This window comes from Amycolatopsis sp. SID8362 (assembly GCF_010550475.1).
In the GTDB taxonomy this organism is placed as follows: domain Bacteria; phylum Actinomycetota; class Actinomycetes; order Mycobacteriales; family Pseudonocardiaceae; genus Amycolatopsis; species Amycolatopsis eburnea.
The window spans coordinates 1-12,363 of the sequence record NZ_JAAGNB010001466.1; the positions used below are offsets into that span (position 1 = coordinate 1).

7 protein-coding genes and 1 pseudogene are annotated in these 12,363 nt (G+C 71.2%); 2 read left to right on the forward strand and 6 right to left on the reverse strand.

Annotated features, from left to right (window positions below; all coding sequences use genetic code 11):
• Positions 1–642 (forward strand): SDR family NAD(P)-dependent oxidoreductase (locus G3I65_RS45100; RefSeq protein WP_160701539.1); only part of this gene is annotated, 642 nt, incomplete at its 5' end.
• Positions 643–645: 3 nt separating this feature from the next.
• Here G3I65_RS45100 and G3I65_RS45105 read toward each other — a convergent pair.
• From G3I65_RS45105 to gltB, 6 genes are all read right to left on the reverse strand, one after another.
• On the reverse strand, positions 646–2,037 hold the full coding sequence (locus G3I65_RS45105) for a class II 3-deoxy-7-phosphoheptulonate synthase (RefSeq protein ID WP_163046863.1): 1,392 nt from the start codon (positions 2,035–2,037) through the stop codon (positions 646–648).
• A 110-nt stretch (positions 2,038–2,147) separates the two neighbouring features.
• A complete protein-coding gene (locus G3I65_RS45110; RefSeq protein ID WP_160701540.1) occupies positions 2,148–3,272 on the reverse strand; it encodes a ScyD/ScyE family protein in 1,125 nt (374 codons plus the stop codon).
• A 150-nt stretch (positions 3,273–3,422) separates the two neighbouring features.
• On the reverse strand, positions 3,423–4,805 hold the full coding sequence (locus G3I65_RS45115; protein WP_160701541.1) for an alpha/beta hydrolase: 1,383 nt from the start codon (positions 4,803–4,805) through the stop codon (positions 3,423–3,425).
• Between the two features lie 81 nt (positions 4,806–4,886).
• Positions 4,887–5,774, reverse strand: coding sequence for a serine protease (locus G3I65_RS45120; protein ID WP_160701542.1), 888 nt, complete (start codon positions 5,772–5,774; stop codon positions 4,887–4,889).
• Between the two features lie 127 nt (positions 5,775–5,901).
• Complete coding sequence (locus G3I65_RS45125) at positions 5,902–7,410, reverse strand: glutamate synthase subunit beta (protein WP_160701543.1); 1,509 nt, start codon at positions 7,408–7,410, stop codon at positions 5,902–5,904.
• Positions 7,403–11,956, reverse strand: coding sequence for a glutamate synthase large subunit (gltB, locus tag G3I65_RS45130; protein ID WP_160701544.1), 4,554 nt, complete (start codon positions 11,954–11,956; stop codon positions 7,403–7,405). Before gltB ends, G3I65_RS45125 begins: the two co-directional genes overlap by 8 nt.
• A 312-nt stretch (positions 11,957–12,268) precedes the next feature.
• Here gltB and G3I65_RS45135 point away from each other — a divergent pair.
• Positions 12,269–12,363, forward strand: a pseudogene (locus G3I65_RS45135) (short-chain dehydrogenase); the annotation flags it as partial.

The window sequence follows — 12,363 nt, forward strand, 5'->3', positions numbered from 1 at the left end:
GGCACCGGGCCCCTCGAACGCATCGCCGCCGAGATCCGCGACGCGGGCGGCACCGCCGGCGCCGTCGCGCTGGACCTGGCCGATCCCGCGAGCATCCGCGCCGCCGTCGACCACGTCGAGCGGCGCCACGGCCGCCTCGACGGCGCGTTCAACAACGGCGCGACGATCCAGCGGCCCGGTCCGCTGGAGACGACGGCCGAGGACGAGATCGACGAGCAGTTCGCGGTCAACTTCCGCGCGCACTGGACCGCCATGACCGCTGAAGCCGCGCTCATGCGCCGGAGCGGCGGCGGGGCGATCGTCAACACCTCGAGCATCGGCAGCCGCCGCGCCAACCCCGCCCTGCCCGCTTACGGCGCCATGAAGCGGGCGCTGAACAGCCTCACCGAGACCGCGGCCGTGACCTGGGCGCCGCACGGCATCCGGGTCAACGGCATCACCCCCGGCGGCACCGCCACGGACATGATCGACGCGTGGGAAGCCGCGACCCCCGGGATCGTCGAGCGGATCACCGCGTCGATCCCGCTCGGCCGCATGGCCGAGCCCCGCGAGGTCGCCGAGGCGGCCGCGTGGCTGCTCAGCGACCGCGCGGCGATGGTGACCGGGGCGATCGTGCCGGTCGACGGCGGTGCCGGGGCGTGAGCCTCAGCCGCGGAGCATCTCCGCGACCAGGAACGCCAGCTCGAGCGACTGCTGGGTGTTGAGCCGCGGGTCGCAGGCCGTCTCGTAGCGGCCCGACAGGTCGACGTCCGAGATCTCCTGCGCGCCGCCCAGGCACTCGGTGACGTCCTCGCCGGTCAGCTCCACGTGGATGCCGCCCGGGTAGGTGCCCAGCTTGTTGTGCACCTCGAAGAAGCCCTGGACCTCGTCGACGATCCGGTCGAAGTGCCGGGTCTTGTAGCCGGTGGACGACTCGTGCGTGTTGCCGTGCATCGGGTCGCACTGCCAGATGACCTTGTGCCCGGACGCCTCGACCTTCTCGACGATCGACGGCAGCACCTCGCGGACCTTGCTGTTGCCCATCCGCGCGATGAGCGTCAGGCGGCCCGGCTCGGAGCGCGGGTCGAGCCGCTGGACGTACTCCAGCGCCTGCTCCGGCGTGGTCGTCGGGCCGATCTTCAACCCGATCGGGTTGGCCAGCAGCTCGGCGAACGCGATGTGCGCGCCGTCCAGCTGGCGGGTCCGCTCGCCGATCCAGAGGAAGTGCGAGGACAGGTTGTACAGCTTCGGGTCGGCCGCGTCGGCGTTGTCCAGGCGGAGCATCGACCGCTCGTAGTCGAGCAGCAGCGCTTCGTGGCTGGCGAAGATCTCCGTCGACTGCAGCGACGTGTCGGTGACCCCGCACGCCGACATGAACCGCAGGCCGCGGTCGATCTCGTTGGCCAGCGACTCGAAGCGCTGGGCCGCCGGCGACGCGGACACGAAGTCCTTGTTCCAGTCGTGCACCTGGTGCAGGTCGGCCATGCCGGCGGCGGTGAGGGCGCGGACCAGGTTCATCGCGGCGCCCGCGTTCGCGTACGCGCGGATCATCCGGCCCGGGTCCGGCACGCGCAGCTCGGGCTTGGCGACCAGGGAGTTGATGATGTCGCCGCGGTAGACCGGCAGGCCCAGCGCGTCGGTCGCGGCCGAGCGCGGCTTCGCGTACTGGCCCGCGATGCGCCCGACCTTGACCACCGGCAGGCTCGCGCCGTAGGTCAGCACGACGGCCATCTGCAGCAGCGTGCGCAGGTTGGCCCGGATGTGCGGCTCGGTGTTGGACTCGAACGTCTCCGCGCAGTCGCCGCCCTGCAGGAGGAACGCCTCGCCGCGGGCGACCATGGCCAGCCGGTTCTTCAGCCGGTCGATCTCGGCGGGCACGGTGATCGGCGGCACGCTCTCGAGCACGCCGCGCACCCGGCGGGTCGCGTCCGGGTCGGGCCACTCCGGCTGCTGCGCGGCCGGGCGGGCCAGCGCGTCGTCCAGCCGCTCCCGCAGACCGGGCGGCAGCGGCGGCAGTTCGGGCAGTGTGTCGACGGGGACGTCCACAGTCCAGTTCACGAACACCAGGATAGAGTTTCGGCCCTTCCGCGTTTCGCCCGGTTCACCGTCCCCCAGGTCGTGAGCGGGAAACCGGGCCGGAACCCCGTTTCCCGCGCGCGACCGGCCGGTCAGCCGCGCGGGACGAGCCGGACGACCGAGCCCGTGCCCTGCGACGTGCCGTTGTTGCTCACGAACACCTCGTCACCCCGCACGGCCAGCCCCGTCGCCGCGGCCAGGCCCGCCGACGCCAGCACCGTCCGGCTGCCGTTCCGCTCCACCCGGGTCAGCACGCCGGGCGAGGGCGGCGCCGCGATCCCGTCCCGGGCGAACGTCAAGGCCAGCAGCCTGCCCTCGCGGTCGAACGCCAGGTCGGTCAGCGCCGTGAAGCCGTCGGCGTGGATCTTCGGCGGCTGCCCCGGCACCACGCGCCAGACGCGGGCCGCGCCCACCGCGATGCTGCTCAGCTCGGACACGTAGAGCGCACCGTCCGGGCCGGCCACGACCGACGTCGGCACGCTCTGCACCGGGATCCGCGTGCCGGGCGGCAGGCCCAGGGCGGGCGGCGCGGTGACGAGCTTCGGCGGGAACACCGCGAGCACGCTGATCCGGCCCCGGCCGTCGACGTAGAGCAGGTCGTTGCCCGCCGCGTCGGCGACCGCGAAGCCGTCGCGGTAGCGCGTCATCCCGAACGGGTTCGAGTCGATCACCGGCGTGTCCGGGCTCGCCCCGGCGCCGTGGTCGGGGTTGTTCTTCGCCTCGAAAGCGGCGAAGTCCGGGCCGGGCACGACGTGCGGCCCGAAGGCGAACGACAGTTTCCCGAGCAGCCGGCCGTCCGCGCCGAACGGGTTGGCACCGGTCGCCGGGTCGATGAGCACGTCGCCGGCGAGCAGGGCCGGGACGCCGTGGACGAACGCGACGTCCGTCGGACCGGCGACGGCGGCTCCGCCGGGCGCGGCCGCGGACGGCAGGCCGGTCAGGATCCGGCGCACCCCGCCGTGGCCGTCGAGCAGCGCCAGCGAGCCGCTGAGGCCGAAGCAGGCCGGCCCTTCCGGGCCTTCGACGCACTTGCCGGTGCCGCCCGCGCCAGCTTCGGCGACGTAGACCCTGCCGTCGTGGACGGTCAGGTGCCGGGGGTTGTTCAGCCCGGTGGCGACCGTCTTCAGGCCGCCCTGGCCGGCATCGGCGCCGGGCGCGGCGACGACCACGGCCGCGGCCGACACGGCCACCACCGCGGCCCGCACGAGTCTGGACATGACTTGCCACCTCTCCGCCCGGTTCCGTGATTGATCCACAGTGGACCCCGGAGACCGGGCGGAGTGATTGTGCGCCCCCGCACGGGAAAAATCAGCTTCGCCAACCGGGTGGGTGACCCGGGTCGGCCCCATCGGGCAGCGGGGATTTTCTCACCGGCAGGAGCGGTCCACCGCGGGGAAAACCCCACCACGCAGATATTCCAGCACCGCGGCGTTCCCGCACGCGTTGTCCCGCGTGAAGACACCGTGCCCACCGGCGTCGACGGTCACCATCCGGGCCCGGTTCCCGAACGCCGCTCGCGTTTCGCGGGCGCCGGCCAGCGGGGTCGCCGGGTCACGCTCGTTCTGCACCAGCAGCACGTTCGCCGGCCCCGGACCGCCGGCGCGCACCGGGGGTTCGGCCCGCTCGACCGGCCAGAACGCGCACGGGTTCACGTTCGCCGCCGCCGGGCCGAACATCGGGTGCCGCGCCCGTTCGCGCTCGACCGCGCGCTGGTAGTAGCCGAGCTGTTCGGGCCAGTTCGAGTCGTTGCAGAGCACCTGGAGCTGGAGGGCCGCGTGGTTGTCGCCGTCGAGCGGACCCGCCGCGGCGCGCGCGGTGCCCGCCCATTCGGCCGCGAGCGCGGGGAAGAACGCGTCGTCGTAGAGGCCGTTCCACGTGTTCGCGCGGAACTCCGGGCCCCGCACGGCGGCCAGTTCGGAGAACTTGGCCGTCACCGCCGCCGGGGTCCGCCCCAGGTGGTACACGTCGTCGCGGGCGGCGGCCCACGCGGCGAAGTCCGGGAACCGGTCGTCGAACCCTTCGGCGAAGCGCTGGTTCGCCCGGACGTCGAGGCCGGCCGGGCCGAGGACGCTGTCGAGCACGATCCGGTCGCCGCGGTCCGGGAACATCGACGCGTAGGCGGCGCCGAGGTAACTGCCGTAGGAGACGCCGTAGTAGGAGATCTTGTTCTCCCCCAGCGCTTCCCGGATCCGGTCCAGGTCGCGCGCGGTGTTCGCGGTCGTCATGTGCGGCAGCAGGTCCTTTGTGGACGCTTCACCGCACTGCTTCGCGACTGCCCGCGCTTTGGCCGCGGTGGCAACGACGTCACGCGGGCCGTCCGCGTACGGGCCCAGCACGGCACCGCGCTGCTCGGGCGTCATCGCACACGTCACGGGTGTGCTGTAGCCGGTGCCGCGCGGGTCGAACCCGATGACGTCGTAGGCGTCCGGCAGGCCGGAGCCACCCATCCGCTGCACCAGCTGTGCGGGCATGGCGAGGCCGGGACTGCCCGGGCCGCCGGGGTTCATCAGCAGGACGCCGCGCCGCTTGCCGGGGACGCCGGCGTGCCGGGAAAGTGTCAGCTCGATGGTGCGCTCCGGGTGCGCGTAGTCGAGCGGGACGCGCAGGGTCGCGCATTCGAGCCCGGCCGTGGGCGACGGCGACATCCCGTAGTCCGGACACGGGCTCGTCCACTTCAGACTCGGCGACGCGTTCGCCGGAGGCGCGGCGAGGAGTGGCAGGAAAGCCAGGAGTACCAACGATTTCCGCATGCGTCCAGCGTGGCCCGGCGGGGTCGCGCGGACGTCAGCCCAGGGGCCGGAACCGCGGCTCCACCCCTGGGCTGACGGTACTCACGCGGCTTGCGCGCGGTTGTACAGGTTCTGCGCGTCGGTGCCGAAGTACGGCCCGAACATGTAGCCCGGCAGGAAGTTGTAGCCGAAGCTGTTCACCGAGGCCTGCACACCGGTGCCGGTGCTTTCGTTGAACGACAGGAACCACGGCCCGCCGCTGGAACCGCCGGTCATGTTGCAGTTCATGCCGTGGTCCTTGGTCAGCAGGAAGTCGGTGAAGGTGCTGCCGCTGCAGTAGATCAGCTTCGTCCCGTCGTACGGCGAGGCGGCCGGGTAGCCGAAGGTGTACATGCTCTGGTTCTTCGGCTGGTTGAAGGCGATGCCCTGCGCGCCGACGACGTCGGTGAGCCGCTGCCCGTTGAGCGGGTTCACGACCGCCATGCCGACGTCGTAGTTCATGTCCTCGCTGGCTTCCCACTGCGGCGTGGTCAAGGTGGACTTCGCGGCCCACTGGCCGTAGGGCGCGTTGCCGTTGTTGTAGCCCGGCACGAAGACCCATTCGGTGTGCCAGGTGCCCTGGTACTTGACGCAGTGCCCGGCGGTGACGACGACGCTGCCGTTGGCGCTGGTCACGGCGTCACCGGAGCAGGACGCCTTCTGGCCGTTGAAGAGGAAGAACACGCGCCCGGCGGTCTGGGTGACCTTGCCGCCGCCGGTCCAGGCGCCGCCGCCGTTCGGGAGGCTCTGGATGATCGCGCTCGGTCCTTTCGCGACTTCCTTGCGGCTGACGCGCGGCGCTTTGACGAGCTTGTCCATCGGAACGGCCGCCCGCATCGCGTCGGGCGTCCAGAAGGGTTTCGGCGCGGCCTGGGCGGGCACACCGACCAGGGCGAACGCGAGGGAGAGGACGGCGGTGACGACCGCGGCCCGGATTGTCGTGTGCTTCAAGACGCCCACCTTCCCGCGAGTGAATCGTCGCAAAGGCGACACAGCTACTCGAAAGTAGTTGTCACATCACGGAGTGCACACCGCCATTCGGCCGCATCGCGTACGGCCGAATGGCGGTGCGAGGGGCTCAGACGACGGCGAGCGGCAACGCCGTCGGGTGGACCGGGGCCGGGAGGTCCGAGGCGCCCGTCAGGTACGTGTCGACGGCGTTGGCCACCGAGCGGCCCTCCGCGATCGCCCACACCACCAGCGACGCGCCGCGGTGGGCGTCGCCGCAGACGAACACGCCCGGGGTCTCCGTCTGCCAGTCCGCGCCGCACGACAGGGTTCCGCGACGAGTCAGGGACAAGCCGAGGCCGTCCAGCAGCGGCATCTCCTCGACGCCCTCGAACCCGATCGCCAGCAGGACCAGGTCGGCCGGCAGGGTCTCGACCTCGTCGGTCACCGGGATGACCTCGCGGCGGCCGGTGGCCGGGTCCTTCTGGACGCGGACCTGCTGCAACTCGACGGCCGTCACGTGCCCGTCCTCATTGCCGACGAAGCGCTTGACCGCCACCGCGAACTTCCGCTCGCCCGCTTCCTCGTGCGCCGGGTAGGTGCGCAGGATGTACGGCCACGTCGGCCACGGCGAGCGCTCGTCGTCCCTTGTGGACGGTGGGATCGGGTACTGGTCCAGCTGCGTCACCGAAACCGCGCCCTGGCGGGTGGCCGTGCCGTAGGAGTCCGCGCCGGTGTCGCCGCCGCCGATGACGACCACGTGCTTGCCGCGGGCGTCGATCGACGGCGGGCCGTCGCCCTCGACGTACTTGTTGGCCGGCACCAGGTGTTCCATCGCCAGGTGGATGCCCGCGAGCTCGCGGCCCGGCGTCGTCGTGTCGTCGCGGCCGCGCAGGGCGCCGACCGCCAGCACCACGGCGTCGTACTGCGCGCGCAGGTCTTCCACCGAGAGGTCGACGCCGACCTCGCAGCCGGTGACGAACCGGGTGCCCTCCTTGCGCAGCTGTGCCAGGCGGCGGTCGAGAACCTTCTTCTCCATCTTGAACTCGGGGATGCCGTAGCGCAGCAGGCCGCCGAGGCGGTCGTCGCGCTCGAACACCGTGACCTCGTGGCCGGCGCGAGTCAGCTGCTGGGCGGCTGCCAGGCCGGCCGGGCCGGAGCCGACGACCGCGACGCGGCGGCCACTGGACACTTCGGACACCTGCGGCTGGACGTAGCCCGCTTCCCAGGACTGGTCGGCGATCGTCTGCTCGACGCGCTTGATCGCGACCGGCCCGCCGGACAGCGGCGAGATGGACAGCACGCAGCCGGCCTCGCACGGCGCCGGGCACAGCTTCCCGGTGAACTCGGGGAAGTTGTTGGTCGCGTGCAGCCGGTCGCTGGCCGCGGCCCAGTCGCCGCGGCGGACCAGGTCGTTCCACTCCGGGATCAGGTTGCCCAGCGGGCAGCCGGAGCCACCGGAGTGGCAGAACGGGATGCCGCAATCCATGCAGCGCGACGCCTGCTTGCACACCTTTTCGTTGCGCTCGCCCGGGTCGACGTCCGCGTAGACCTCGCCCCACGAGTGCAGGCGGTCCTCTTTGGACTTCTTCTTGGGCTCTTCGCGGTCGTACTTCAGGAAACCGGTCGGGTCAGCCACGAGCGGCCTCCATGATCGCCTCGTCGACGTCGCGGCCGGCGGCGCGGGCCGCCTTCGCCGCGTCCAGGACCCGCTGGTAGTCGCGCGGCATCACCTTCGTGAACGCCACGGACCGGCGCGGCCAGTCGCCGAGCAGCGAGGCCGCCACCGCGGAGCGGGTGAGATCGTGGTGCTGCTGCACCGTTTTCTTGAGCCACGCCAGGTCGTCGGCGGTCGGCTTGAGCAGGTCCACCATGTCCTGGTTGACCTTCTTGCGGTCGACGTCGAGCACGAACGCCACGCCGCCGGACATGCCGGCCGCCAGGTTGCGCCCGGTCGGGCCGAGCACCACCGCGCGGCCGCCGGTCATGTACTCGAAGGCGTGGTCGCCGACGCCTTCGGCGACGACCGTGGCGCCGGAGTTGCGGACGCAGAAGCGTTCGCCGACCTGGCCGCGCAGGAAGATCTCGCCGGCGGTGGCGCCGTAGGCGATCGTGTTGCCCGCGATCGTCTGCGCCTCGGCGGCGAAGGTCGCGTCCGGGTCGGGGCGGACGACGATCCGGCCGCCGGACAGGCCCTTGCCCACGTAGTCGTTGGCGTCGCCGACCATGTCGAGGGTGATGCCGCGCGGCAGGAACGCGCCGAGCGACTGCCCGGCCGACCCGGTGAGCGTGACGTTGATGGTGCCCTCGGGCAGGCCGTCGCCGCCGTAGCGGCGGGTGATCTCCGAGCCGAGCAGCGTGCCGACGGTCCGGTTGACGTTGCGCACCGGCAGCTCGATGTTGACGTGGTGCGCGTCTTCCAGCGCCGCCTCGGCGAGCTGGATGAGCGTGCGGTCCAGCGCGTGCTCGAGGCCGTGGTCCTGGCCGCGCGTGCGCCGCTTGGCGCCGCCGTACGGCGTCTCCGAAGGCATCTCGAAGATCGGCGCCAAGTCCAAACCGGACGCCTTCCAGTGGTCGACGGCCTCGTCGGTGTTCAGCAGCTCGGCGTGGCCGATGGCCTCGTCGAGCGTCCGGAACCCCAGTGCCGCCAGGGTTTCCCGTACTTCTTCGGCCACGAACTTGAAGAAGTTGACGACGTGCTCGACCTGGCCGGTGTAGCGCTTGCGCAGCTCGGGGCTCTGCGTCGCGACGCCGACCGGGCAGGTGTCGAGGTGGCAGACGCGCATCATGATGCAGCCCGCGACGACGAGGGGGGCCGTCGCGAAGCCGTACTCCTCGGCGCCGAGCAGCGCCGCGATGACGACGTCGCGCCCGGTCTTCATGGCGCCGTCCACCTGCACGGTGATCCGGTCGCGCAACCCGTTGAGCAGCAACGTCTGCTGGGTCTCGGCGAGGCCGATCTCCCACGGCGTGCCCGCGTGCTTGAGCGAGTTCATCGGGGACGCGCCGGTGCCGCCGTCGTGGCCCGAGATGAGCACGACGTCCGCGTGCGCCTTGGACACGCCGGCCGCGACCGTGCCGACACCCAGCGAGGACACCAGCTTCACGTGGATGCGGGCGTGCTCGTTGGCGTTCTTGAGGTCGTGGATCAGCTGTGCCAGGTCCTCGATGGAATAGATGTCGTGGTGCGGCGGCGGGGAAATCAGGCCGACGCCCGGCGTGGAGTGCCGGGTACGCGCGATCCACGGGTACACCTTGTTCGGCGGCAGCTGGCCACCCTCGCCGGGCTTCGCGCCCTGCGCCATCTTGATCTGGATGTCGTCGGCGTTGACCAAGTATTCGCTCGTGACGCCGAAGCGGCCCGAAGCGACCTGCTTGATCGCGCTGCGGCGCTCGGGGTCGTACAGCCGCTCGGGGTCTTCGCCGCCCTCGCCGGTGTTGGACCGGCCGCCGATGCGGTTCATCGCGATGGCCAGGGTTTCGTGCGCCTCGGCCGAAATCGAGCCGTAGGACATCGCGCCGGTGTTGAAGCGCTTGAAGATCGCCTCGGCGGGCTCGACCTCGTCGAGCGGGACCGGCTCGCGGACACCGTCCTTGAACGAGAACAGCCCGCGCAGCGTGCCGCCTTCGCGGTAGAGGCGGTGCACCTCGTCGGTGTACTTGCGGTAGACCTCGTCGCGGCCGGTCTTCGACGCGTGCTGCAGCAGGAACACCGTCTCCGGCGTGAACAGGTGCAGCTCGCCCTCGCGGCGGTAGGCGTACTCGCCGCCGGTGTCGAGTCCACGGTGGACGCGTTCGGTCGGGTTGTCCGGGTACGCGCGGCGGTGCCGGACGGCGACCTCTTCGGCGAGCACCTCGAGCCCGACGCCGCCGAGCTTCGACGACGTCCCGGTGAAGTACTCGTCGAGCAGGTCCTGGCTCAGGCCGAGGGACTCGAAGACCTGGGCGGCGGTGTACGCGCCGACCGTGGAGATGCCCATCTTGGACATGATCTTCAGGACGCCCTTGACCAGCGCCTGCACGTAGTTGCGGACCGCCTTCGCCGGCTCGATGCCGGTGACCGCGCCCTGCCCGATCATGTCCTCGATGGTCTCGAAGGCCAGGTACGGGTTGACCGCGGCGGCGCCGTAGCCGAGCAGCAGCGCGATGTGGTGCACCTCGCGCGCGTCACCGGATTCGACGACCAGCGCGACGCGCAGGCGTTCCTTGGTGCGGACCAGGTGGTGGTGCACCGCGGAAACCAGCAGCAGCGACGGGATCGGCGCCATCCGGTGGTCGGAGTCGCGATCGGACAGCACCAGCGTGCGCGCCCCAGCCGCGATCGCCTCGGAGGCCTCACGCCGGACGCGTTCGATCGCGCCGGCCAGCGCCTCGGCGCCACCGTCCACTTCGTACAGTCCGGAAAGGACACTGCACGCGAAGCCGGGGAGGTCGCCGTCGTCGTTGATGTGGATGAGCTTGGCCAGCTCGTCGTTGTCGATGACGGGGTACGGCAGCTTGAGGTGGCGGCAGGACGCCGGGCCGGGGGCCAGGAGGTTGCGCTCCGGGCCCATGATCCGCGCCATGCAGGTGACCAGCTCTTCGCGGATCGCGTCCAGCGGCGGGTTGGTGACCTGGGCGAAGCCCTGCTTGAAGTAGTCGTAGAGCAGCCGGGACCGCTGGGACAGCACGGCGGGCGGGGTGTCGGTGCCCATCGAGCCGATCGGCTCGGCGCCCTTCTCGGCCATCGGCGCGAGCAGGATCTTCAGCTCTTCTTCGGTGTAGCCGAAGGAAAGCTGGCGGCGCAGCACCGAGTCGTGGCTCTGCACGACGTGGTCGCGGTCGGGCAGCTCGGCGATCTTCAGCAGCCCGGCGTGCAGCCAGGAGTCGTACGGCAGCTCGCCGGCGAGCGCGGACTTGACCTCTTCGTCGTCCACGATCCGGCCGGCTTCGGTGTCCACGAGGAACATCCGGCCGGGCTTGAGCCGCCCCTTGGCCACGACGTCCTTCGGGGCGACGTCCAGCACGCCGGCCTCGCTGGCGAGCACGACGCGGTCGTCGGCCGTGCGCCACCAGCGCGCCGGGCGCAGGCCGTTGCGGTCCAGGACCGCGCCGACCAGGGTGCCGTCGGTGAAGGTGACGCAGGCCGGGCCGTCCCACGGCTCCATGAGACTGGCGTGGAACTGGTAGAACGCGCGGCGCTCGGGCTTCATGGTGGCGTGGTTTTCCCACGCCTCCGGGATCATCATGAGCACGGCGTGCGGCAGCGACCGGCCGCCGAGGTGCAGCAGCTCGAGGACCTCGTCGAACGACGCCGAGTCCGACGCGTCCGGCGAGCAGATCGGGAACAGCCGCGAAAGGTCGCCGTCGATGAGCTCGGACTCGAGCAGCGCCTCGCGCGCCCGCATGCGGTTGCGGTTGCCGCGGATGGTGTTGATCTCGCCGTTGTGGACCACGAACCGGAACGGGTGCGCCAGCGGCCACGACGGGAAGGTGTTGGTGGAGAAGCGGGAGTGCACCAGCGCGATGGCGCTTTCCAGCCGCTCGTCGCGAAGGTCGCCGAAGAAGGCCGGCAGCTGCTCCGGCGTCACCATGCCCTTGTAGACGATCGTCCGCGAGGACAGCGACGGGAAGTACGTGCCACAGCCGGAGTTCGCGCTTTCGTGCTCGACGCGCTTGCGCAGGCAGAAGGCGAGCCGGTCCAGCTCCAGGCCCGCTTTTCCGTCCGCCGCCACGAAAAGCATGGCGAAGTGCGGCATGACCGAGCGCGCGGTCGGGCCGATGTCGGCACGGTCGGCGTCGACCGGTACCTCGCGCCAGCCGAGGACCTCGAGGCCTTCTTCGACGGCGATGCGTTCGGCCAGCTCGACGGCTTTGCGGCGCTGCTCGGCGTCTTCGGGGAGGAACGCGATGCCGGCGGCGTAGGCGTGGTGGCCGCGCTCGTCGGGTTCGGGCAGCGCGACGCCGGCTTCCGCGCGCAGCAGTGCGTCGGGCAGCTGCAGCAGGATGCCGGCGCCGTCGCCGCTGGTGGGTTCGGCGCCGGCGGCGCCGCGGTGGTCGAGGTTGGTCAGCGCGGCGAGGCCGTCGGTGACGATGCCGTGGGAGCGGCGCCCGCGGATGTCGGCCACCATGGCCACACCGCAGGAGTCCTGTTCGGTCTCCGGATCGTAGAGACCCTGCTTGCCGGGAATGGCGGAGAAGATCATGAAGGGACCTCCTTCGTCGTCTTGTCGTGCGGGGCCGGGCTACCGGCCGGGGAGCGCACGGGACGACGATGGCCCGCTTGTTAGCGCGACTTTAACACCTGGGAAACACGTCAGCATCAATTCAGAGCGCCCCGGACTGCGGCGGACGGTAACGATCTGGCTGCGCGGAACGACGTAGTTCCTGATGGGTTCCCGGTAGTTCGCGGCGCTAAGTATACGTCCTGGAAACTCCGGTCAAGCCTAACGTGACCAGTCCGACCCGGCACGCCGGAGCTGTGTTCGCCGTCACTAGAACGTGTTACATTTCGCGCCATGATCCTCGACCGGTTCAAGCTCACCGACCAGGTCGCGGTGGTCACCGGCGCGGGCCGCGGAATCGGGGCGGCCACCGCGGTGGCCCTCGCCGA

Bases quoted from the DNA above. Each gene is read 5' to 3' on its own strand.
- G3I65_RS45110 (WP_160701540.1), bottom strand. From the start codon at position 3,272: ATGTCCAGACTCGTGCGGGCCGCGGTGGTGGCCGTGTCGGCCGCGGCC.
- G3I65_RS45115 (WP_160701541.1), bottom strand. From the start codon at position 4,805: ATGCGGAAATCGTTGGTACTCCTGGCTTTCCTGCCACTCCTCGCCGCG.
- gltB (WP_160701544.1), bottom strand. From the start codon at position 11,956: ATGATCTTCTCCGCCATTCCCGGCAAGCAGGGTCTCTACGATCCGGAG.